Here is a 23,221-nt window from a genome sequence, read left to right on the forward strand (position 1 = left end):
CGGCTCGACGCGGAACGACGCGATGAAGAATCAGCCAACCAAGATACCCCGGCCCACCGAAGCGGAGTTGCAGATACTGCATATTCTGTGGGCCCGCGAGGCGTGCACGGTCCGCGACGTGTACGAGGTATTGAACCATGAGGCTGGCATCGGCTACACCACCGCGCTGAAACTCCTGCAGGTCATGCATGCAAAAGGCCTGGTGAAGCGTGACGATTCACAGCGTGCGCACGTGTATCGCGCGGCCATCGGCAAGGAAGGCACCCAGAAGAAATTCGTGCAGGACATGCTGCAGCGGGTGTTCGAGGGGTCGCCATCGCAGTTGGTCATGCATGCCCTGGGTAGCCGGCGGGCGAGTCGGGAGGAGTTGAGCCAGATTCGCGAGCTTCTGAACAAACTCGACCAGGAGTCCCGCTGATGGACCTGTGGCAGCAGTTGTTGTCAGGCGCCCAGCTGATCGGCTGGGCGTTGCTGCATTTTGTCTGGCAAGGTGTCTTGCTCGGTGCCATGTATGCGTTGCTGCGGCAGTTGCTTCCACGCGGAGCCGCGCGTTACTGGCTAGGCATGGCAACCCTGTTCGGGTTTGCCATGTGCCTGCCGATTACCCTGTGGCGGCTGCTCGATGTTGCGGCCTCGGGACAGGTCGTCGAGACCGCTGCGGTGCTGGTGACGGGCGCCTCGCCGGCTGCCGTCAGCCCGGCACACTGGTTGTCGAGTGCCACGCTGAATGCCCTGCTGCCGTGGTTCGTCCTGGCCTGGCTCGGCGGTATTTTCCTGTTGTCGTTTCGTGCGTGGCGGCAGTGGCGCCGCTTGAAGGTTCTGGTCCGGGCGGCGGAACTGGTGCCACAGTGGAAGGCGCGCATCGGCGTCATGGCACAGCGTCTGGGCCTGGAGCGGCCCATCGACGTGCTGTGCAGCAAGCTCGTGGCCGCGCCGGTGGTCATCGGCTGGATCAAGCCGGTGATCCTGTTGCCCGTCGCCGTCGTATGCAATTTCTCGACCAGTCAGATCGAGCTGATCCTTGCCCACGAGCTGGCCCATCTGCGGCGCTGGGACCCGCTGGCCAACCTGTTCCAGCTCATCCTGGAAACGCTGCTGTTCTACCACCCCGTCGTGCATTGGGTGTCGCGTGAGGTGCGCAACGAGCGCGAGATATGTTGCGATGCCGTGGCGCTTTCCGTCACCGGTGGCAGTCGCCACGAATTCGTCGGCGTGCTCGCTGAACTGGGTGAGTTGCGCGAGCGCCAGACCTCGATGCTGTTGGCGGCCAATGGCGGCGCGTTGCTTGACCGCGTGCAAGTCGTGATCGTGCCGGAGCGGGCTGCCACGGCGCGCGCCCGCATGCCGATTGCCTTCATGGCGTTGTTCGTCGCCGTCGCGACGGTGATGGTTTCCCTGCACATGCAACGAAACCACGAAGTGATCGAGGAGGGCCTGAGCCAGGCGGCGGTCCGGATCGAGACCGCGATGGCATCGCAGTTGTTGCGCCTGCCGCTTCCTGCAGCGGGTGCGGCGTGGCGGCCGGCGGTGGCGAACCTGGAACCGGCTCTGGGCGGCGCCACGACGCGGATAGCGCCGATTTCCGAGGATCGTCCGGTTACCGTAGTCGACCCGGGAGCCAGTGCACGCGCCCACTTGTTGCAGCACTTGGCGCCGTTGCCGGTCTCCCGTCCCGTGCCGACCGCGCGCGATCCGTTGCCGGCCATTTTCGCTGACCTGCAGCTTGCCCCGCTGTCGCCTCCTGCCGTGGCCGATGCTCCAACCGCCGTGCACATACGGGAGCCTGTTTATCCCCCCGCGGCATGGGCTGACGGCATCGAAGGGCGTGTGGTGATCGAGTTTGGCCTGAGCGCCGATGGGCGCGTGCTGCATCCGCATGTCCTTGACGCGACGCCTGCCCGGATTTTCAACCAGGCCGCCCTCGATGCCGTGAGTGGGTGGCGATTTGCGTTGCCCTCCGATGCAGCGCCAGCGGCCACGTACCGGCAGGTTGTGGCGTTCAGCAGGAGTGGCAGCCATGCCCAAAGGACACGTGGCCGAGCACAAGGTAATTACGGTGAGTCCGGCCGTGGGGCCTGCCGCGTGGTGACCGGAACGCATATTTGCCGCGACGCCGATCCGTTGGGGTTTGGCGTCGTGTCCGGTCGGGCGCTGCGCTCGCAGCCGTGACCGCGCCCCATGGCGTGGAGCCTGCTGCGCAAGGGCAGATGCGAGCTTTTACCGTCCTGGTACGTCGATTAACTTCACCGTAACCATCGACCGCCTATAAAGCACGCGATGTTGTCGTTGTGAGGCACCCGGGTTGAGAGCCGGGTGTTTGCAGATGACGGTGTCGGGGCAATGGTTCGGGCTCTGGTGGGCGACGGCGAGTCGTGCATCCGGGCCCTTTTTCTTGTCTCGGAAACACCCCGTTCGGATTTTTGGCGCGGCATTCGCGCCGGCTCCACCCAGCCTTGATAAGCTGACGACCTGGGCCGGCTGTGCGCTGGCTGCGCAAGGAGTGACGCATGCGTGTACTGGTGATCGAAGACAATAGCGATATCGCGACCAACATCGGCGATTATCTGGAAGACCGGGGCAACGTGGTCGATTTCGCCGGTGATGGCGTGACCGGCCTGCACTTGGCCGTGGTGCACGATTTCGACGTGATCGTGCTGGACCTGACCCTGCCCGGCATGGACGGCCTGGAGGTGGCGCGCAAGCTGCGTCACGAGGCGCACAAGCAGACGCCGATCCTGATGCTGACCGCCCGCGACGCATTGGAACAGAAGCTCACCGGCTTCGAGTCCGGCGCCGACGACTACATGACCAAGCCGTTCGCGTTGCAGGAGCTGGCCGCGCGGCTGGAAGTGCTGGCGCGCCGCGGCAAGGGCCCGCAGAGCCGCGTGTTGAAGGTGGCCGATCTCACCTACAACCTCGACACGTTGACCGTGAACCGCGAGGGCAAGTCGATCCAGCTCAACCCGATCGGCCTGAAGCTGTTGCAGGCGCTGATGGAGGCCAGCCCGTCGGTGGTCACACGGCAGGATCTGGAGCAGCGCGTGTGGGGCGAGGAGCTGCCCGACAGCGATTCGCTGCGCGTGCACATCCACGGGCTGCGCGCCGCCATCGACAAGCCGTTCGAGAAGCCTCTGATCCACACTCGCCACGGTATTGGCTATCGCATGGTCGAGCCGGATGCAATTCAAGCCTGATGCGGCGCACGCCTGATGCGGTCAAGACGCAAGCTGAGATTTCGCCTGGTCGTTTCATTCGCGCTGTTCGGCTTCAGCCTGAGTGCGCTGTTCGCCGTGGCCGCATTGAACATCCGTGCCAAGGTTGAAGACCAGTTGGTCAACGCAAGCCTGCTTGACGACGCCAAGCATGCCAACCGGTTCGCCCAGGAGCATCCGGACGCTCCCGGTCCCGGTTCGCAATTGATCACGGGCATGACCAAGAGCGATCGTACGTTGTACAAGGCGCCGCTGACGTGGCAGAACCTGGCCAATGCAAACGGCGTCCACGACATCGTCGAGCCAGGCGCGGATGGTAAACTGCATCACTACAAACTGGCGGTTTACCGCGAGCACCACATCATCAGCTTTGTCCGGTACGACGTAACACGCGAGGAACTCGGCAAGCAGCAATTGCTGATCAGCGTCATCGCTGCCGTATTCCTGTTCGGCCTGCTTTCGCTGGCAATCGGTTTGTGGCTCTCGCGCAAGGTGCTCAAGCCGGTGAGCGACCTCGCCCAACGCTTGCGCGATTTCCGCAAGGCCGGCAAGGCCGAGCCGCTGGCGCCTCATTTTGCCGACGACGAGGTCGGTGAGCTGGCGCATGCACTGGACGAATATTCGGCCCGGCTCACGGCGATGGTCGAGCGCGATCGCGAGTTCAACTCCGACGTCAGCCACGAGCTGCGCACGCCGCTGGCGGTGATCGCCAGCACCACCGAACTGTTGCAGGGCTCACCCGATCTGACCGAGAAGCTCAGCGAGCGGCTGAAGCGGATCGAGCGTGCCTCGCGGCAGGCGACGGAACTGATCGAGGCGCTGCTGTTGCTGTCGCGTGCCGAGCGGCGCGGTCCCACGCGCGGCGAGACCACCGAGGTCGCCAAGGTCGCCACCGACGTGATCGAGAGTCAGCGCCCGCAAATGCGCGGCAAGCCGTTGACGATCGAGCTGGAGGTGCGTGAGCCGGTCAGCGTCAATGCGCCGGCCTCGGTGCTGTCGGTGGCGCTGACCAACCTGATCGGCAACGCGATCAAGTACACGCTCGAAGGCAGCGTGCGGGTCGAGGTCGGCGACGGTCGGATCGAGGTGATCGACACCGGCCCGGGGATCAAGCCCGAAGATGCCGAACGCCTGTTCCAGCGCGGCGTGCGTGGCGAAGGCGTGGGCGGCAGCGGTGCCGGCCTTGGTCTGGCGATCGTGCGCCGGCTGTGCGAACTGTACGGCTGGGATGTCTCGATGCGCCCGCGCAGCGACACGAACGGTGCGATCGCCAGCATCGTCTTCACCTGAGAATCGGCCGCGCGCCGACGCGAATCAACCCGCTGGCGAGTCGAATAGATCCGCCTGTGCCTGATAGCTGTCGCGGTCGACGAAGCCGGCCAGTCCCACGCCGACCAGGCGGTAGCGGCTGTCTGCCGGTCGCTCGACCCGCTCGCGCAGGGCGCATGCGATGGCAGCCAGCTCGTTGGCCGAGGTCGGGTGCGTCGGTGGCGTCAGGCTGCGGGTCAAGGTGCGGAAGTCGGTGGTCTTGAGTTTCAGCACCACGGTACGCGCGACGCGCTCCCGTTCGCGCTGATAGCCGGCCCAGGCCTTGTCGGCGAGCCGGCGGATATGGGGTTCCAGTTCGTCGAGCTTCAGGTCGTGCTCGAAGGTGTCCTCGGCCGAGATCTGCAGGGTCGGACGTTCCGGTTGCACCGGATGCTCGTCGATCCCGTGGGCCAGTTCGTGCAAACGTCGGCCCCAGCGGCCGAAGCGCTGCTCCAGCAGCGCCGCCGAGCAGGTACGCAGTGCGCCGACGGTGGCGATGCCCAGCGCGGCGAGCTTGGCCTCCATCACCTTGCCCACGCCGGGCAGGCGGCCTACCGGCAAGGGTGTGAGAAATGCCTCGACCTGGCGCGGACGAATGACGCACAAGCCATCGGGCTTGTTCCAGTCCGAGGCGATCTTGGCCAGAAACTTGTTCGGTGCCACGCCGGCCGAAGCGGTCAGCGCGGTTTCCTCGCGAATCGCGGCGCGAATCGCTTCGGCGGTGGCAGTGGCCGAGGGCAGGCCAGACCTCAGTGCGGTCACGTCGAGGTAGGCCTCGTCCAGCGACAGCGGCTCGATCAGGTCGGTGTGGCGGGCGAAGATCTCGCGGATCTGCCGCGACACCGCCTTGTAGCGCACGAAATCCGGCGGCACGAAAACAAGTTGCGGACACAGCCGCTCGGCGCTGATCGCCGGCATCGCCGAGCGCACGCCGAACACGCGCGCCTCATAGCTGGCCGCGCACACCACCGAGCGTGCACCGCGCCAGGCCACCGCCACGGGCTTGCCGCGCAGCGATGGATCGTCGCGCTGCTCCACCGACGCGTAGAACGCATCCATGTCGATATGCAGGATCTTGCGGGGTGTGGCGGACACTTGGACTACCGGGAAAGCCATTGCACCGATTCTAGAGCCAAGGGCCTGTCGGACTCGGGTTGGCCAGTCACCCGATAGCGTGCCGACGTGGTCGAGCCAGCTTCGGGTGTGGTGTCAAGCATCGATCCGTGCAGCCAACTGTCGGGCGAAGTGTTCGGCCGTCAGCGGTTGTCCGGCCAGAAACAGGAAGGGCTCGATCAGCTCCAGCTCCATGATCAGGAAGCGACCGGCGCAAATCACTCCATCGACACGCGCATAGGCGATATCGCCGTGGCCCATCGCCGCCACCACGTTCAGCGCCTTTTCGGCGGCTGCCCGTGTGGCGGCTTCCGGTTCGGCCGGCTCCACGCTGCCGCCGTACTCACTCTGCACGCGGTAGTCGCCGGCGGCGGGGCGCTTCAACACGGCATGACTGAAGGTGCCGCCGAAGTACAGCAGCGACCATTCGCCCGCACTGACGATCTCCGGGACGAACGGCTGCACGAGGTACTGCGACCCGATCGGCAAACCGCCGAGTGCTGCGGTGAGGCTGGCTTCGCCGACGCGACCGCAAAGCGTCTGCCAGGCACTTCCGCTGATCGTCGGTTTGATCACGACCTGCTGCGCCGGCATCGACGCCAGCGTCTCGGCCAGTTCGCTGGTGCCGGCCAGACGGGTCGGGATGATCGGGATGTCATGGCGTGCGAGATCAAGCAGATAGCGCTTGTCACTGTTCCAGCGCAGCAAGCGGCTGTCGTTGATGGTGGGTACACCCGACGCGTCGAGGCGGTCGAGCCATGCCATGAACGCGCGGTGGTGCTTGAAGTAATCCCAGATGGTGCGGATCAGCACGGCGTCGAAGGCTGACCAGTCGACGGCCGCGTCGTTCCAGATGCACGACACGGGCTCGACGCCGAGGCGTTGCAGCGTCGCGGCCAGGTGCGCGTCGTCCGACTGGATCGCCGGATAGTCCGCGGATGTGGCAAAGGCAATCCGGCGACTGGCAGGATGGGCTGACATGACGATACCTCAGGAGTCTCGGAGCGGCGGGCCTTCGCCGGTGATCGCGATCACGGTTGATTGTGTGTCGCGTCGGCGTGCGCGGAGGGAGCGCTCGCCAAGGAGGATTGCACCAGATAGAGGCGTACTTCGGGGTTTTCGCTGGAGAGCTCGATCGCCGCGCCACCGGTGACCTGAATACCGTTCGCCGGGGTCGCCATCGCCGCGCGCAGGGCCGAGCGCAGTTCGCGGGTCTGTTGTTGCTGCGAAATAATTCCCGGCAACAGCGTTCCCAACATCAGCAGCGACACTGCGAGAGCACCGCCGAACGCAAGACGCAGACGGCGTCGGTTGCTGTCGGCGTGGCTGCGCGCCAGGCTCCGTTGCAGGCGCTGCAATCCGCCGGCTGGCGGCTGCAAGTCGGTGAACAGTCGGTTGGAGTCATGCATCGTCGGTTGCTCCCATCAGAGTCTTCAATCGCGCCATGGCCTGGTGTTTGCGCGAGGCCACGGTGCCGACCGGAATACCCAGTACCGCTGCGATCTCGTCCCCACGCATGCCGCTGAATTCGGACAGCAGCAGGATTTGTTGCGAGGCGCGCGGCAGCTGCCGCAAGGCCTGGTGAAGCTGCCGCATGGCGAGGAAGTCTTGCGGGCGCGTCTCGTCCGCCAGATTCAGCGATGCATCATCCACATCGCCGTGTCGCCGCAGCATGCGCCAGCGCAGCCGGTTTTTCGCCAGGTTGAGCGCTGTGGTCCAGACCAGCGCCTCCAGTGTGGCTTCGTCGATGTTGTCGCGCCTCGCCCACACCCGCACGAACGCATCGTGGATCACGTCCTGGCAATCCTCGGCCTGCCAAAGCTGGCGGTACAGCACGTTGTAAAGCGGCCGTTCCAGCCGTTGGTAGCTGGCGTACAGCGCTTCCTGGCGCAGCGTCATGCGCCTGGCTCAAGTGCGCGGGGTCAAGATGTCCGCGCGGACGATGAGCAGGCGGAGTGCGGGCTTCTGCGGGCACGGTGGCGCAGCTTTTCCCGGCAAGGCAGGGGCACAGGCGCCGGGAGCTTGCGCCAGCACCACGTACTGACCGGACGTGATACCGAGCTGGGTGTCGAGCTCGGCAAGGCCGCCCTGACCTCTATCGTTGTAGCCCAGCGACAACTGGATGGTTTTGTCGTGGGTGGCGATGACTTTAAAGCGGAAGTCGCGTGAATAGACGCCGTCGGCAGCCGTCTGGATGGTTCCCAGTGGTCCCACCGAGGTCATTGCCGCCGCTGCCTGATCCAGTTGGAAGTGCAGCGGCCCTATGTTCTTTCGCACACTGTCCAACGCAGTCATCAGCGGCTTCAACGCGGCATCATCGGTGCCGGAGCCAGTTTGGGCGTCAACAACCCAGAAGTGCAGCTCGATTTGCGCGGAAGCCGGCTCGCTTTCCGCCGATTTGCCGAGGCTGGCGATGGCCTCGCCGATCGACGTCTGCGCATCACGCGGTGCGTAGACCAGCAATTTGCCTGGCGCGGGGCTGGTGATGTTGGCTGCGTTCCCCAGTGCGTTGCCCAGCGACCCGGCCAACGGCATGGTTTTTTCTGGCGGCACGGCATAGATTTTCAGCTCCATCGGCGCCGAGGCCTGGTCGGCATGGTTGCCGGTCGGCGCGTGGCACGCTGAAAGCGCCAGCAACAGAACCGCGGCCACGATCAGTCGAAGTGTGTGCTTCATGAGATTCCCTCGCGGCGACCGGATGGCCGCCTTCCAAGGATATATACACGCCAGCGCAGATTTTCTTCATTGGCCGCCACCCTCACCGGTGGGACTGGTGGAAGTACCGTCCGTAATGGCAAGGTAGCCGCCGTGCTGACCGAACCTGCCAATGCCTACGCCCGACGCCTGAACAGCTGGGACGCCGCGATGATCGTCATCGGCGGCGTGATCGGCGCGGGCATCTTCCTCACGCCCTCCACCGTGGCGCGGCATACCTCCTCGTCGCTGGAGCTGCTGTTGTTGTGGGCGATCGGCGGCGGACTGACCCTGGCCGGCGTGCTCTGCTATGCCGAGCTGGGCGCGCGGCGGCCGCAAGCTGGTGGCATCTACGTGTACCTGCGCGAGGCGTTCGGTCTGCTGCCGGCGTTCCTGTTCGGCTGGACCATGGCCTTGATCAACTACCCCGGCAGCGTGGCCGCGGTGGCCACGATGTTTGCCGAATATCTGTGCACGGCGCTCGGCATCGCGGGAACCGCGTACGTGAAACCGGTCGCGGTGGGCGCGATCGTGTTCATCGTGGGCATCAATCTGTTCGGTATCCGCGCCGGCGCCTGGCTGCAGAACGTGTTCACCGTGCTGAAGCTGCTGGCGGTCGCGCTGCTGGTGATCACCGGCCTGGTGCTGGCGCATGAGCATCTCGGACTGGCGCTGATCGGCAAGCCGGCCAAACCGGCGTCGACCTGGGCCTTTGCCGGCGCGCTGTTGCCGGTGCTGTTTTCCTATGGCGGCTTCCACTACCTCAACGATCTCGCCGGCGAGGTACGCAATCCGCAGCGCACCTTGCCGCGTGCGCTGGGCATGGGTATGGCGGGCGTGGTCATCTGCTACCTGCTGGCGAACTACGCTTATCTTGCCGGGCTCGGCCATGCCGGCCTGGCGGGCAGCACGGCACCGGCGGCGGATCTGATGCGCCTGCTGTTCGGCGAGCGTGGCGCGACCGTGATCGCGGTCGGCATCGCCTGCTCCACCTTCGGCTACTGCAGCATCGCGATCGCCGGTGGTGCCCGCGTGATGCAGACGATGGGTGCCGACGGCGTTTTTTTCCGCGCGGCCGGGCGCGTGGATGCACGCACGCGGGCACCGCAGGTGGCGCTGGCCTTGCTGGGCGCCTGGGCCGTGGTGCTGACCCTTTCCGGTACTTTCGGTCAGCTGCTGAACTACACCACGGTGGGCGAGTGGCTGGGCCATGTGTTCGGCATCGGCACGCTGTTCTGGTATCGCAAGCATTTCATCGACGAGCCGGCGCCGTATCGGGTGCCGTTCTATCCGCTGCTGCCGCTGATCTTCGTGATTACCGTGTTCGGCGTGATCGTGGCCAGCGCGATCAACGCACCAGGCGACGCCGGCATGAGCCTGGTGATCATCGCGCTGGGTGTGCCGGTGTATTACGGCTGGCAACGCTGGATGCGCTGGCGCATGCGCTAACGGCCATTCACGCGGCGCGCCCATAATGGCTTTTTCCGCAGGGAACATGCTGTCGATGAAGCGCCTGCTGCCGTTCTGGCTGTGGTTTGGTCTGCTGGGTGGTTGCCAGGCGGCGGATGCGCCTGCCTTGCCGGACCTGGCCAGTGAAGCATCTGTCGGTCAGATCAGCCTCGATCACGTGCAGCGAACCGGCGGCGTCGAACACGCCAGCGATGGCGTGGCGCAGCGGCGTTACGTGTTCCAGCCGGTTGCCCATCCACAACTCGTGCTGAAACCGGCGGCTGGCGCGTGGAACTGGTCCGATCGGGGCGAGTTGCGCATTCGGGTGCAGAACGGCATGCCGTGGCCGGTGACGTTACGCGTTGCAGTCGACGGAACTGACGGCCAGCACCTGCTGGCTGGCGTCGGTCTTCCGGCCGGGCCTGCGCAGACGCTGGTGATTCCACTGCACGCCACCTCACCACGGGCGCAGGGCATGCAGGTGGGGCCGCCGATGCCATTCGACGATGATGGCCGGCTCACTTTGCTGGCGACCACGGTCGAGGGCGCGCTGGATCGGCATGAGGTTCGCGCGGTCAGGTTGGAGGTGCCTTCTCCGCAGGCGGCGCAGACCTTGCTGTTCGGGCAGGTTGACGTCGTTGTTGGCGCGGCTACGGTGCATAGCGCCTATGCCGACCTCGTTGATCGTTACGGCCAGTTCACGCGCGCCAACTGGCCGGAGAAAGTCGCCAGCGACGCGGCGCTGCGAGCCGCCGACAAGGGCAGGTTGCCTGGGCGAGAGGCGCCGGGCACGGATGCCTACGGCGGACGTCTGGATGTCCAGGGGCTGAGCAAAACCGGCTGGTTCCACAAGCAGAAGCTGGACGGCCGCTGGCATCTGGTCACGCCGGACGGTCACGCATTCCTCTCGCTGGGCGTCAATGCGGTGACCTCCGATGGCGGGCGCAGTTACGTGCAGGGTCGCCAGTTCATGTTCCGTGAGCTGCCGCCGGATCGCGGCCCGTGGTCGGCGTTCTACGGCGAGGGCGACAGCCGCCGCGCGGAGCAGGGCGCCAGCGCGGGCATCGCTGACAACCATGGCCGCTGGTTCGATTTCTACGCGGCCAATCTGTATCGCATCGATGGCGAAGACTGGCTGGCCGCATGGCGCCGCCGCACGCTGGACCGCCTGCAGGCGTGGGGCTTCAACACCCTCGGCAACTGGAGTGATGCCGCCCTGGGTCAGGCGCACCGGCTGCCGTATACGCGCTCGATCAATATCGCCGGGGACTACGCCAACGTGGCCAGCGGCTACGACTACTGGGGCCGCATGCCCGATCCGTTCGACCCGCGCTTTGTGCAGGCCACCCGCACCGCGGTGGCGAAGGCGAGTGCCGGCGTGCGCGACGATCCGTATCTGCTTGGCTACTTTGCCGACAACGAGCTGGCCTGGGCCGGTACCGGACCGCAGGGGCGCTGGGGGCTGGCACTCGGCACCCTGGCAGGCAACGCGGCGAGCCCGGCCAAACAGGCCTTCATCGCGACCCTGAGGAAGAAATACGTCTCGCCGGAAACACTCGCCGCGTCGTGGGGGATGGCGCTCACTTCGTGGGATGCGTTGAACGCCACTGGCTTTCGCGCACCGCTGCCGAACGAGGCGCATCCGGCGATCGCGCGCGACTACAGCACGTGGCTGCGTCGCTACGCCGACACCTACTTCAGCGTGGTGGCCGCGGCGATCCGGCATGACGATCCGCACCATCTTTTCCTCGGCGGTCGCTTCGCGGTGAATACACCCGAAGCGGTGGCCGCGTGCGCGGAGTACTGCGATGTGGTCAGCTTCAACGTCTACGCCGACCTGCCGCAGCACGGCTTCGATGCCGCGGCGATGGCCAGGTTCGACCAGCCGGTCCTGATCAGCGAGTTCCAGGTCGGTTCGGCCGATCGCGGACCCTTCGGCCGTGGTGTGGTGTCGGTGGCCGGCGAGGCTCAACGCGGCCCGGCGTATGCGCGTTTCGTCACCGCGGCGGCGGCGGATCCGCAGATCGTCGGCGTGCACTGGTTCCAGTATGCCGACCAGCCGGTGACCGGGCGCCTGCTCGACGGCGAAAACAGCCACATCGGCCTGGTGGGAATCACCGATATCCCGTTCGGCGGATTCGTCGACGCCGTACGCGCGGTGAACCGGCAGGTGACACGGCCCAGTCCCGCCGGCCAAGTCCAACCTTCACACCGCTGAGATTCCGCCATCGGTTATGCTGGGGAACCACGTAGCCATCGTGTGGTCGATGGAACTTGTGTCCTTCAAAACTCGGGATTGCCCTACATGAATCTGCTCCGCTCCTCGCTTACCGCTTCCCTGATCGTTGCTGCCGGCCTGTCGGTGCTGCCTGCGGCGCCCGCACGCGCCGCCAATGAGCTCGGTGGCAGCCCCGTGGCTGGCGTGTGCATGCTCTCGCGTGAAGCCGTGTTTGCCCAGTCCAAGATCGGCCAGGCGGCCAGCGAACGGCTGGGCCAGCTGGCCGAACAGGCGCGTAACCAGTTGGCGGCCCAGCGCAAGCCGCTGGACGCCGACATCAAGAGCTTCCAGGAGAAGGCGGCAAGCCTGACCGAAGCGCAGCGCAAGCAGCAGGGCGCGGGACTGCAGCAGCGCATGCAGACCTTCCAGACCCAGGCCAGCGAGCAGAACGACCGCATCCAGCTCACGCGCTCCAAGGTCATGCAGCAGATTGGCGAAGATGCCCAGCCGATCGTCGCTGCCGCCTACAAGAGCCATCGTTGCGGGCTTCTGCTGAACCGCGACGTGGCGCTGGGCGGCAACATGGAGAACGATTTGACCAAGGACGTGGTGGAAGGCCTGGACAAGAAGTTCACCACCATCAGCTTCAATCTGGAACCCCTGCCGGCCAACAACGCGGCAGGCAACGGTTCGGGCAAGTAAGCGCTTTCGCATGACTTCGCAGCTTGCCTACCCGATCGGTACGCCGGGAAAGCCCTGGGGCGACGCGGAAGTCGCCGCATGGCGCGCGCGCCAGCACGTGCAGCGCAGCTACGAGACGGACGTGCTGCGCCGGATCGAGAGTCTGCGCGCGCAGTTCGACGTGTCGCCATACGGCCAGCTCGAATACGCCTCCGGCAACTACCCGCTGTTCGCGGTGAAAAGCCGCAACTGGCGTGACGAACTCCCGGTGGTGCTGATGACCGGGGGCGTGCACGGTTACGAGACCAGCGGCGTGCACGGAGCCCTGCAGTTTGCGGACTTGCACGCGGCCGGCTATGCCGATCGCGTGAACCTGCTCATGGTGCCGTGCGTGAGCCCCTGGGGCTACGAACGAATCCATCGCTGGAACGCCGACGCACTCGACCCGAACCGGTCCTTTCACGAAAACAGTCCGGCCCAGGAGTCGGCGGCATTGATGCGCCTGGTCGCGCCGATCCGCGAGCGTGCACTGGTGCACATCGACCTGCATGAAACCACCGACAGCGACGAGTCGGAGTTCCGTCCGGCGCTGGCTGCGCGGGACGGCTTGATGTACCACCCGGGCGAGATTCCCGACGGCTTCTACCTGGTCGACGACAGCGTGCATCCGCAGCCGGCGTTTCAACAGGCGATCATCGACGCGGTGGCCCGGGTCACCCACATCGCACCGGCCGACAAGCACGGCCAGATCATCGGCTCGCCGGTGTTCGGGTCCGGTGTGATTCGCTACGCGCTGGAAGAACTCGGTCTTTGCGCCGGCATCACGCGTGCCCGCTACCGCACCACCACCGAGGTCTATCCCGACAGCCCGCGCGCCACGCCCGAGCAATGCAACGCCGCCCAGGCGGCGGCAGTATGCGCGGCGATCGACTTCGCGCTGGCCAATCCGGCTTGAGGTTGGCCACAGTCGATCGGTAGCACCGCGTTCTGCCCGGCGGTTTGTTCGTCAATCGGTTTGTGCGACGTGGTTTGCGGATGCAACGGGATCGTCGGCACGGTCCGCATTCCATGTACGCGGTACGAACCAGGCGATGATGGCCAGCGCCGACGTCATGAGTACGGCGGCAACGACGAAGGCGGCGCCATCGAAGCCGTGACGCGTGCCCAGCGCCAGCGATTGCGCGGCGATCAGCGGACCCAGCATCGCCGCCACCGCATTCATGCTGCCGATGCCGCCTTGCAGCGCGCCTTGTCGCGTCGCATCCATCATTCGCGACAGGATGCCGTTCAGTGCCGGGTAGGCAAACGCGCCCAGCGCACCTACCAGGAAGAATGCGTAGACCTGCCAGCCGCGGGTGGCGAAGGCATACGCGAGCATGCAGGCCGCGGCGCAGGCGAGACCCACCATCGCGGTGCGCCGCTCGCCGATGCGTTCGACCATGCGACCGGTGAAACCCAGCTGCACGATAATGGTGAGCAGGCCGACCCAGGCCAGACTCCAGCCAATCGCCGTTGCATCCCAACCGAAGCGGATCGCCGCCCAGAACGCCCATACGGACGGATAAACCATGCCGCCAAGCTGCCACAGGAACCAGGCCAGCAGCAAGGGCGCGGCCGGGCCGGCACGGAACAAGGGTCGGAACGCACCGATGACGTGCGCCTCGCGCCACTGGAACGGGCGGCGATGGGAGGGCGTCAGCGTTTCGGGCAGCAACCAGGCCATCGACGCGGCATTGATCGCGGCCAGCGCGGCGGCCAGCACGAACGGCGCCCGTACACCGAACGATGCCACCATGCCACCCAGGGCCGGGCCGATGATGAAACCCACACCGAAGGCGGCGCCGAGCATGCCGAACGCGGAGGCACGCCGCGCCGGCGGCGTGACGTCGGCGATTACCGCCGCGGCAGGGCCGAAGGTGGCGCCGGTGATGCCGGCGATGACGCGGCCCGCGAACAACCACGCCAGTGTCGGGGCAACTGCCATCAGCAGGTAGTCGAGGCAGAAGCCGATCATCGCGGCAATCAGCACGGCTCGGCGGCCGAAACGGTCGCCGAGCTGGCCGAGCACAGGGCCGGCGAAGAACTGCGCCACGGCGAACGCCGCCAGCATCCAGCCGGCGATGCGTGTCGCCGCCGGCAGATCGATGTCGCCCAGGCGCGTGATCAGCGCGGGCAGCACCGGCATCACGATGCCGAATCCGATGACGTCGATGACCACCGCCGCCAAGACGATCGGCACAGCGCGATGGGCGAATTGGGGGCCGCGCAGAGACATTGGCGCGCAAGGCTAAATGAAAAGTCCGGCAGGCGTCCATGTCCCGCAACGCCGGCGCCGCCTGCCTTGGGCTCGCCCGGCCGCGGACTACAATGACAACTTTCTGCAACGCGGCGAGGTCGAGATGAAGCAGCTCAAGGGCACCTGCCTGTGTGGACAGGTCAGCATCGAAGTCCCAGACGATTTCACCTTTCTCGGTTACTGCCACTGTTCGGAATGCCGCAAATGGACTGGCTCTGCCTTTGCGACCGGAGGCATGGTCGACGCCGATGCGTTGGCGATCACCGCTGGCGCCGACGTGGTCAGCCGTTATCGCAAGTCCGACGAGACCGAACTGGCGTTCTGCAGTCGCTGCGGCTCCAGTCTGTTCTCGCGCAAGACCCGGCGGGACAAGTGTGTCGTTCGCCTGGGCATTCTCGACGACGTGCCGACGCGTCGGCCCGGCGTGCACATTTATTGCGCGTCGAAGGCTCCGTGGTTCGATATCACCGACGAGCTGCCGCAGTTCGCTCAGCTGCCGACGTGATCCGCCCGCGGCCTGCATGAACGACTGCGCAAAAAGAAACCCGCAGAGGGGAGTCTGCGGGTTCGGGGTCCATCTGTGCATGTGTGGAGGAGGAGGGGGAGCCTCGCCACACGGTGGGAAAGATGTCTCACGACATGTGATTAATGTACTCGACGGTTTGTTAATGGAATGTGACTGCCGTCGTGGGGGTTGGCGAGCCTGAACGCGCACGCCAAGCTTCGGCGCGTCGACGCTCCGGGTAGGATACGGACGTCACCGGAAATTCTCCTTCCTGCCCCGAAAGATGTCAGCAAATACCGTCGACGCCAACCGCCGCATGGACCGTTTTGCCGACCACACCCAGGTGTGGTTGTTCGGCTATGGCTCGCTTATCTACAAGGTGGACTTCCCGTACATCGAACGGCGCCCGGCAAGAATCCGGCATTGGGCGCGGCGCTTCTGGCAGGGGTCGCATGATCATCGCGGCACGCCGCAAGCGCCGGGGCGCGTCGTCACGCTTGTTCCCGAGCCCGATGCAGTCTGCGTCGGCATGGCCTACCTGATCGAGCCGGCCGTGTTCGCGCAGCTGGATGTGCGCGAGAAAAATGGCTACCTGCGAGTGGCCACCGAACTTCAGTTCGACGACGACCAGCAGCGCGAAGGACTCGTGTACATTGCCACGGCGGAGAACGAGGCGTTCCTCGGGCCGGCGTCCGAGGCAGAGATCGCGCGCCATATCGCGGCATCCTCCGGCCCCAGCGGGCCAAACCGCGACTACCTGTTGCAGCTCGCCGCCGCGCTGCGCGAGCTTGATGCCGATGATCCGCACGTGTTCGATATCGAGCGCCACCTGGTCGCCCTGCTCGACCAGGAGCAAAGCCGCAGCGGGCACTGACCCGATTCCGGCGGGCAGAGCCCACCCTGCCACGCCGTAGGGCGGGCTCTGCCCGCCGCCCGCTGCGGCGAAATATCGGTTCGCGCGCCGGACCATCGTCGCGTGACCGTTTGCACCCGGATGCTCTACGCTGCAGGACGGTTTTCTCGTGGATGCCGCCATGTCAGAGCTGCCTGCCTCACGCCCGTTCCGGAACATGCGCCACCTGGCCACGGCGTTTGCCGTGCTGCTGGTGTTCACTGCCCCGGCGGCGCACGCATTGAAGGCACCCCCGCCACCGCGCGTGCAGTTGGCCGAGGGCTGGGTCGAAGGCAGGCAGGCGCCGGTGAACGGCATCATGCTGGATGAGTTCAAAGGCATCCCGTACGCCGCGCCGCCGCTGGGTGAGCTCCGCTGGCAGCCACCCCAGCCGACCAGGGCCTGGAGCGGCGTGCGCCCGACGACGCAGTTCGGGCCGCGCTGCATGCAGTTGCCGCTGTTCGGCGACATGGTGTTCCGCTCGCGCGGCATGAGCGAGGACTGCCTCTACCTCAACGTCTGGAAGCCTGCCCATGCCAGCGGCAAGTTGCCGGTGCTGGTGTACTTTTTCGGCGGTGGCTTCGTCGCCGGCGACGGCTCGGAGAAGCGCTACGACGGCGCCAGCCTGGCCAGCAAGGGGATCGTCACCGTCACCGTCAACTACCGCCTTGGCGTGTTCGGCTTTTTCGCCTTGCCGGCACTCGCCGACGAGTCGCCCCACCATGCCGCGGGCAACTACGGCCTGCTCGACCAGGTGGCGGCGCTACGCTGGGTGCAGGCCAATATCGCCCGGTTTGGCGGCGATCCGGCGCAGGTCACGATTGCCGGTGAATCGGCCGGCTCGATCGCGGTGAGCGCGCTGATGACCTCGCCGTTGTCGCGCGGCCTGTTCGCGCGGGCGATCGGCGAAAGCGGTGCCCTGATCGCGCCGATCGCGCCGCTGCCGCTGCCGGAGATGGAACAGCACGGCGAGGCATTCGCGCGCGCGTTGGGTGCCGATTCGCTGCGTGCGCTGCGAGCGCTGCCCGCCGCGAAATTGCTGCAGGCCACGCGCGACCAGCACAGCGATGCCAATGTCGCTGTGGACGGCTGGTTCCTGCACGAACCGCCGGCAAAGACCATGGCCAAAGGGCAGCAGGCGCAGGTGCCGTTGCTGCTGGGTTCCAATTCACAGGAGGGCTTCTATACCGCCCTTCTCAAGGATCGGCCGCCGACGCCGGCAAACTATGGCGCCGCGTTGCAGCGGTTGTTCGGCGCGCAGGCCGACCGCGTGCTGGCGTTGTACCCGGGGGCCAGCGAGTCACAGGTGAAGCAATCGGGTACGGCGCTGGCCGGAGACATGTTCATCGCCCACAGCACCTGGCGCTGGATGGACCTGCAGCGCCGACACAGCGATGCGCCGGTCTATTTCTACTACTTCGCGCAACCGCGTCCGGCCAAACGACATCCGGCGCCGGGCGAACAACCGGACGCCGGCGCGGTGCACAGCGCAGAGATCGAATATGCGCTGGGCAACCTGGCCGGCAACGAGGTTTACGCCTGGACTGACGCCGACCGGCGAGCTTCGGCCACGATGGAGGGTTATTTCGCGCAGTTCATCAAGACCGGCAACCCGAACAGAGCAGGGCTGCCACACTGGCCTGCCGTGCGTGAATCCGACGGTGGCATCCTGCGCCAGGTGATCACGGCGCATACGCATGCCGAGGTCGACCACGGCGCGGCGCGACAGGCTTTCCTGCAGCAGTACTTCAAGAGCCATGCCGACCCGTTCTAGGCGGTAGAAACGCGGGCGGCTGCGGCGGCACGGTCCTGGTCAGTTGACAGGATCCATGTCGTTCCATGGCTTTAGTCATGGGTGCTCGGGCCGCGCATTGGGTAGGATCGGGGTTCCCCCATGACGAGTCCTTGTCGATGAAACCCTCTCTCACTCTGGCGATGACCATTGCGTTATCCAGTTCCGTCGCGGCGTTTGCCGATACGGGTACGGACAAGCACGAGTCCGGCCGCAGCGCGGCACAGGCTCATGCGGTAGCGGCCGATGCCACCGGCAACCCGTTCTTTGCCGAAAGCACGCTGCCGCTGCATTACCCTGCCTTCGACCGGATCAAGGACGCCGACTTCGCGCCGGGCTTCGACCGTGGCATGGCCGAGCAGCTCAAGGAAGTCGACGCCATCGCGCAGCGCGCCGCAGCGCCGACGTTCGACAACACCATCATCGCGCTGGAGCAATCCGGCCAGATCCTCAAGCGCACCTCGACCGTGTTCTTCAGCCTCGTCGGCGTGGAAAACAGCGACGCGCGCAAGGCGATCCAGGCCGAATACGCGCCCAAGCTGTCGGCACATCGCGACGCGATCATGCTGAACCCGGCGTTGTTCGCGCGGGTCCAGAAGCTGTACGACACGCGCAGCAGTCTGGGCCTGGATGCCGAAGGCGTACGCCTGATCGAGCGCTACCACACCGACTTCGTGCGTGCGGGCGCCAAGCTGTCCGACGCGGACAAGGCGCACCTGAAGGAGATCAACGGCGAGCTGGCCAAGCTCGGCACGAAGTTCAGCCAGAACGTGCTGGCCGAGGTGAACGACTCGGCGCTGGTGGTTGACAGCAAGGCCGAGCTGGCCGGCCTCACCGACGCGCAGATCGGCGCTGCCGCAGCCGCCGCCAAGGCCAAGGGCATGGATGGCAAGTACGTCATCGCCCTGCTCAACACCACCGGCCAGCCGCCCCTGGCGCAGCTGGAGAACCGTGCGCTGCGCGAGCGTCTGTTCAAGGCCTCGATTGCACGCGGCAGCCGCGGCAACGCGTATGACAACACCGCCATCGTGTCGCAGGTGATGAAGCTGCGCGCGGAGAAGGCGAAGATGCTCGGCTATCCGACCTGGGCCGCCTACGTGCTGGCCGACGAGACTGCGAAGACTCCCGAGGCGGTCAACGCGATGCTGGGCAAGCTGGCGCCGCCGGCAGTGGCCAACGCGAAGCGTGAAGGCGCGGCGCTGCAGGCGATGATCGACAAGCAGCAGGCGGCGAAGGGCGAGCCGACGTTCCAACTGCAGCCGTGGGACTGGGCCTACTACACGGAAAAGGTGCGTGCCGAAAAATACAACTTCGACGAGAGTCAGCTGAAGCCCTACTTCGAGATGAAGAACGTGCTGGAAAACGGCGTGTTCTACGCCGCCGGTCAGCTCTACGGCCTCAGCTTCAAGCAGCGTACCGACCTGCCGGTGTACAACCCCGACGTGCTGGTTTATGACGTGTACGACGCCGACGGCAAGCAGCTGGCGATCTTCCTCGCCGACATGTACGCACGTCCGTCCAAGCGCGGCGGCGCATGGATGAATTCCTACGTGCAGCAATCCGATCTCACCGGCAACCTGCCGGTCGTGGCCAACCATCTGAACATCACCAAGCCGACCAGCGGACCGACCCTGCTGACCTGGGACGAGGTGACCACGATGTTCCACGAGTTCGGCCATGCGCTGCACGGCATGTTCTCGAACGTGAAATACCCGTACTTCAGCGGTACCAGCGTGCCGCGCGACTTCGTCGAGTTCCCGTCGCAAGTGAACGAGATGTGGGCCGACTGGCCGAGCGTGCTGGCCCATTACGCGAAGCACTACCAGACCGGCGCAGCGATGCCGCAGGCACTGCTGGACAAGGTGCTGGCCAGCTCGAAGTTCAACCAGGGCTTTGCCACCACCGAGTATCTCGGCTCGGCGATGCTCGACCAGAGCTGGCACCAGGTGACTGCAGACAAGATCCCCGAGGCTGCCGGCGTGATGGCGTTCGAGGCTGCTGCGCTGAAGGCCAACGGCACCGACTACGCGATGGTGCCGCCGCGCTACCGCACGCCGTATTTCAGCCACATCATGGGCGGTTACTCGGCGGGCTACTACGCCTACATCTGGTCGGAGGTGCTGGATGCGAACACGGTGGACTGGATCAAGGCCCACGGCGGCCTGACCCGTGCCAACGGCGACCGCTTCCGTTCGACCCTGCTGTCGCGCGGCGGCAGCAAGGATGCGCTGCAGCTGTTCCGCGACTTTGCCGGCCACGAGCCGGAAATCGAGCCGCTGCTGAAGCGGCGCGGGCTGGATGGCAACGTCGACTGATTGGTACCTCCATGCGAGACCACAAGACCGTCCGGAGCAATCCGGGCGGTCTTTCTTCTGGTGAACGGCGAAGCGGCCAGCATGCGCTAGAGTCGTTGCTGTCCCTCGTTACTGTCGGCACGCTTTCGATGTCCGTACCCGCCATCAACCCGGAACGTCGCAGCCGCATCCTGCGCTGGTTGTTGATCAGTGTCGGCGCGCTGTCCCTGCTGGTGGGCTTGATCGGCATCGTGCTGCCGCTGGTGCCGACGGTGCCGTTTCTGCTGGTGACCGCGGCGTGCTGGTCGCGCGCCTCGCCGCGCTGGCACCGCTGGCTGCTGTCGCGACCGAAGCTGGGGCCGGCCATCGCACGCTGGGAGCGTGAGCGCACCGTGTCGCGCCGCGCACGGTGGGCGGCACTGGGCCTGGTCACGCTGTCGATGGGTGTCACGGTCTGGTGGGTGCGCGAGCACGCGTGGCTGCCATGGGCGATGACCGGCGTGGCGGCGATGCTGTTGCTGGTTATCGTGCGGCTGCCGGTGGCACGGGACGACGCGCGCTGAATGGCGTCATGGCGGCCGATTCGGCGGGTACGGGCATCTTCGAAAGATCGGCCGGTGGGAGTGAAGGGCGCATTGCAGGTTTCATCACGCGCCGACCACAGGTTGGGCAGGCACGATGCGTCTATCGCCCTGGCCGGGGCGACCACCCGGAGGACGATCCATGTTGATGACCATCCTGATTATCGTGCTGATCCTGGCGCTCATCGGCGGCCTGCCCACGTGGGGCTATTCGCGTTCATGGGGCTACGGCCCCAGCGGCATCCTCGGGGTGATCGTGATCATCCTGATCATTCTGTGGTTGCTCGGTCGGTTGTAAACCACTGGGGCATCAAACACGGCGCAAGCCGTGGGCCTGGCTATCAGGTTCACGGACAGGCTGGTAGGGTATCGGCGATGCTGTTGCTGACCTGTCTGCCCGGTGCTGCCTACCATGCCTGCTGCCGCCCTTCCTGCTGACGAGGAGTTGCGCCTGGCGACCTTGCGTGCGCTGGCCGTGCTCGACAGCGACGTGGAGCCGCTGTTCGATGCCTTGACCAAGGCGGCAGCCGCGGCCACGGGGCGGTCGATTGCCCTGATCAGCCTGGTCGACGCGGATCGGCAGTGGTTCAAGTCCAACCACGGCTTGCCGGGGGTCAACGAGACGCCGCGCGACAGCGCGTTCTGCGCGCATGCCATCCTCGGTTCCGGCCTGATGGAGGTGGCTGACGCGCAAGCGGACGCGCGCTTCGCCGACAATCCACTGGTCACCGGGGAGCCGTACATCCGCTTCTATGCCGGTGCGCCCATCACGCTTCAGGACGGCATGCGCATGGGCACCCTGTGCGTGATCGACCGCGTGCCGGGAGAGCTGGATGACCGGCAGCGCCGCGTGCTCAAGCAGCTTGCCCGTGCTGCCGCAGGGGCGCTGGAGTTGCGCCGCTACGCGATCAGCGAACATGCGGCGCAGGAACGCGAGGCGGCGGCGTTGCGCCAGCAGGTCGAGGCGGCGCAGGACCTGCGGCGCAAGCTTCACGCCAGCGAGACGATGCTGGAGCGCGCCGGCCGGCTGGCCGGCGTGGGCGCTTGGGAGCTTGACCTGGATACCCAGCGGCTCAGCTGGTCCGCCGAGACCTGCAGGATCCACGAAGTCGAGGTCGGCCATCAGCCAACCCTGGAAGAGGCGCTGGCCTTCTACGAACCGGGCGCCAGGCCCGTGATTCAGGAGGCCGTGGAAAAGGCGATTGCCACGGGCGAGAGTTGGGATCTGCAGCTGCCATTGGTCACTGCCAAGGGCCGCAAGATCCATGTTCGCGCCGTCGGCCGGGTGGACTATGCCGAAGATGGGCATGCATGGCGCGTCAGTGGCGCGTTCCAGGACGTGACCTTGCGCAGGCGCGTGGTCGCCGCACTGGAAGCCAGCGACCGACGCTACCGCAAACTGTTCCAGTACAGCCTGGGATTGATATGCACGCACGACCATGAGGGCGTGTTGCTGTCGGTCAACCCCGCCGCGGCCAAGTCACTGGGCTATTCGGTCGGCGAGATGATCGGCCGACCGTTGACCGACTTCATCCGGCCCGAGTTGCAACCGCGCTTCCACGAATATCTGTTGCGCGTCATGCGCAAGGACAGCGACGCCGGCGTCATCGAACTGATCGCCAAGGACGGCAGCGAGCACATCTGGCAGTACCACAACGTGCTGGACGACGAGGCGGACGAGCCTTACGTGCTGGGCCACGCGCAGGACGTCACCGAGCGCTTCCGGCAGGAGCGCAAACTGCGTGAATGGTCGATCCATGACCCGCTCACCGGCTGCTACAACCGCCGCTACCTGGCCGACCTGACGGCGGCGCCGCACGACGAGCGCTGGGGCTGCATCGTGTTCGATCTTGACCACTTCAAGCACGTCAACGACACCTATGGTCACCAGCGCGGCGACGAGGTGCTGATGACGATGGCGCAATTCCTGCGCGACCACGTGCGGCCGCAGGATGCGGTGATACGGCTGGGTGGCGACGAGTTCCTGGTGCTTTTGCGCAACGCCGAGAGCAGCCTGACCGACAGCATCGTGGCGCGGCTGGACGCGGATCGGTCCACGGCACCGATCGGGTTCACCATGGGTTCGGTCACGGTGGAGCCCGGTGCATCACTGGAATCCGGTCTGGCCGAGGCCGATCGGCGTTTGTACAAGGCGCGCGAAGGGCGGCCGCCACGGCCCCGTTGAA

21 protein-coding genes are annotated in these 23,221 nt (G+C 65.9%); 15 read left to right on the plus strand and 6 right to left on the minus strand.

Features of this window, described 5'->3' with window-relative positions; translation table 11 throughout:
* Nucleotides 1–22: 22 nt before the first annotated feature.
* The 4 genes from AC0L58_RS01885 (at nucleotide 23) to AC0L58_RS01900 (ending at nucleotide 4,502) form a co-directional block, all read left to right on the plus strand.
* Complete coding sequence (locus AC0L58_RS01885; protein ID WP_473686118.1) at nucleotides 23–418, plus strand: BlaI/MecI/CopY family transcriptional regulator; 396 nt, start codon at nucleotides 23–25, stop codon at nucleotides 416–418.
* The gene (locus AC0L58_RS01890; RefSeq protein WP_473686120.1) at nucleotides 418–2,169 is read left to right on the plus strand and encodes a TonB family protein; all 1,752 of its coding nucleotides are present in this window, start codon (nucleotides 418–420) and stop codon (nucleotides 2,167–2,169) included. The genes AC0L58_RS01885 and AC0L58_RS01890 overlap by 1 nt, the downstream gene beginning before the upstream one ends.
* A gap of 338 nt (nucleotides 2,170–2,507) precedes the next feature.
* A complete protein-coding gene (locus tag AC0L58_RS01895) occupies nucleotides 2,508–3,194 on the plus strand; it encodes a response regulator transcription factor (protein WP_473686122.1) in 687 nt (228 codons plus the stop codon).
* Between the two features lie 15 nt (nucleotides 3,195–3,209).
* Nucleotides 3,210–4,502 (plus strand): sensor histidine kinase, encoded by a 1,293-nt coding sequence (locus AC0L58_RS01900; RefSeq protein WP_473686124.1) that lies wholly within the window; start codon nucleotides 3,210–3,212, stop codon nucleotides 4,500–4,502.
* 24 nt (nucleotides 4,503–4,526) lie between these two features.
* Here the strand turns inward: AC0L58_RS01900 and dinB are convergent, their stop codons facing one another.
* From dinB to AC0L58_RS01925, 5 genes are all read right to left on the minus strand, one after another.
* Nucleotides 4,527–5,636 (minus strand): DNA polymerase IV, encoded by a 1,110-nt coding sequence (gene dinB / locus AC0L58_RS01905; protein ID WP_473686126.1) that lies wholly within the window; start codon nucleotides 5,634–5,636, stop codon nucleotides 4,527–4,529.
* Between the two features lie 93 nt (nucleotides 5,637–5,729).
* Nucleotides 5,730–6,614: an ATP-grasp domain-containing protein gene (locus AC0L58_RS01910; RefSeq protein WP_473686128.1), complete on the minus strand. Its 885-nt coding sequence runs from the start codon at nucleotides 6,612–6,614 to the stop codon at nucleotides 5,730–5,732.
* 50 nt (nucleotides 6,615–6,664) lie between these two features.
* Nucleotides 6,665–7,042, minus strand: coding sequence for a hypothetical protein (locus AC0L58_RS01915; protein ID WP_473686130.1), 378 nt, complete (start codon nucleotides 7,040–7,042; stop codon nucleotides 6,665–6,667).
* The gene (locus tag AC0L58_RS01920; RefSeq protein ID WP_473686132.1) at nucleotides 7,035–7,532 is read right to left on the minus strand and encodes an RNA polymerase sigma factor; all 498 of its coding nucleotides are present in this window, start codon (nucleotides 7,530–7,532) and stop codon (nucleotides 7,035–7,037) included. Before AC0L58_RS01920 ends, AC0L58_RS01915 begins: the two co-directional genes overlap by 8 nt.
* 9 nt (nucleotides 7,533–7,541) lie before the next feature.
* Entirely contained in the window at nucleotides 7,542–8,207 is a 666-nt protein-coding gene (locus tag AC0L58_RS01925) for a hypothetical protein (protein ID WP_473686134.1), read from the minus strand.
* A gap of 234 nt (nucleotides 8,208–8,441) precedes the next feature.
* On the opposite strand from AC0L58_RS01925, the gene AC0L58_RS01930 reads away from it, so the two are divergent.
* The 4 genes from AC0L58_RS01930 to AC0L58_RS01945 all read left to right on the plus strand — a co-directional run bounded on the left by AC0L58_RS01930 (nucleotide 8,442) and on the right by AC0L58_RS01945 (nucleotide 13,630).
* Nucleotides 8,442–9,776 (plus strand): APC family permease, encoded by a 1,335-nt coding sequence (locus tag AC0L58_RS01930; protein ID WP_473686136.1) that lies wholly within the window; start codon nucleotides 8,442–8,444, stop codon nucleotides 9,774–9,776.
* A 55-nt stretch (nucleotides 9,777–9,831) separates the two neighbouring features.
* Nucleotides 9,832–11,994: a beta-agarase gene (locus tag AC0L58_RS01935; RefSeq protein ID WP_473686138.1), complete on the plus strand. Its 2,163-nt coding sequence runs from the start codon at nucleotides 9,832–9,834 to the stop codon at nucleotides 11,992–11,994.
* Nucleotides 11,995–12,081: 87 nt separating this feature from the next.
* Complete coding sequence (locus tag AC0L58_RS01940) at nucleotides 12,082–12,696, plus strand: OmpH/Skp family outer membrane protein (protein WP_473686140.1); 615 nt, start codon at nucleotides 12,082–12,084, stop codon at nucleotides 12,694–12,696.
* Between the two features lie 10 nt (nucleotides 12,697–12,706).
* Entirely contained in the window at nucleotides 12,707–13,630 is a 924-nt protein-coding gene (locus tag AC0L58_RS01945; RefSeq protein WP_473686142.1) for a M14 family metallopeptidase, read from the plus strand.
* Between the two features lie 51 nt (nucleotides 13,631–13,681).
* Here AC0L58_RS01945 and AC0L58_RS01950 read toward each other — a convergent pair whose 3' ends face one another.
* Nucleotides 13,682–14,914 carry an MFS transporter gene (locus AC0L58_RS01950; protein WP_473686144.1) on the minus strand — a complete coding sequence of 411 codons (1,233 nt, stop codon included), beginning with the start codon at nucleotides 14,912–14,914 and terminating at the stop codon, nucleotides 13,682–13,684.
* A 52-nt stretch (nucleotides 14,915–14,966) separates the two neighbouring features.
* Between AC0L58_RS01950 and AC0L58_RS01955 the strand changes: the two genes are divergently transcribed.
* The 7 genes from AC0L58_RS01955 to AC0L58_RS01985 all read left to right on the plus strand — a co-directional run bounded on the left by AC0L58_RS01955 (nucleotide 14,967) and on the right by AC0L58_RS01985 (nucleotide 23,220).
* A complete protein-coding gene (locus tag AC0L58_RS01955; protein WP_473686146.1) occupies nucleotides 14,967–15,476 on the plus strand; it encodes a GFA family protein in 510 nt (169 codons plus the stop codon).
* 283 nt (nucleotides 15,477–15,759) lie between these two features.
* The gene (locus AC0L58_RS01960; RefSeq protein WP_473686148.1) at nucleotides 15,760–16,350 is read left to right on the plus strand and encodes a gamma-glutamylcyclotransferase; all 591 of its coding nucleotides are present in this window, start codon (nucleotides 15,760–15,762) and stop codon (nucleotides 16,348–16,350) included.
* 160 nt (nucleotides 16,351–16,510) lie between these two features.
* Nucleotides 16,511–18,142 (plus strand): carboxylesterase/lipase family protein, encoded by a 1,632-nt coding sequence (locus AC0L58_RS01965; protein ID WP_473686150.1) that lies wholly within the window; start codon nucleotides 16,511–16,513, stop codon nucleotides 18,140–18,142.
* A gap of 161 nt (nucleotides 18,143–18,303) precedes the next feature.
* Nucleotides 18,304–20,475, plus strand: a complete 2,172-nt coding sequence (locus tag AC0L58_RS01970) for a M3 family metallopeptidase (RefSeq protein ID WP_473688525.1) — start codon at nucleotides 18,304–18,306, stop codon at nucleotides 20,473–20,475.
* Between the two features lie 128 nt (nucleotides 20,476–20,603).
* Complete coding sequence (locus AC0L58_RS01975; RefSeq protein WP_473686152.1) at nucleotides 20,604–21,017, plus strand: YbaN family protein; 414 nt, start codon at nucleotides 20,604–20,606, stop codon at nucleotides 21,015–21,017.
* Nucleotides 21,018–21,183: 166 nt separating this feature from the next.
* The gene (locus AC0L58_RS01980) at nucleotides 21,184–21,333 is read left to right on the plus strand and encodes a DUF3309 family protein (protein WP_473686154.1); all 150 of its coding nucleotides are present in this window, start codon (nucleotides 21,184–21,186) and stop codon (nucleotides 21,331–21,333) included.
* A 114-nt stretch (nucleotides 21,334–21,447) separates the two neighbouring features.
* Nucleotides 21,448–23,220 (plus strand): sensor domain-containing diguanylate cyclase, encoded by a 1,773-nt coding sequence (locus AC0L58_RS01985; RefSeq protein WP_473686156.1) that lies wholly within the window; start codon nucleotides 21,448–21,450, stop codon nucleotides 23,218–23,220.
* Nucleotide 23,221 lies beyond the last annotated feature (1 nt).

The organism is Rhodanobacter sp. G2-10, assembly GCF_055809185.1.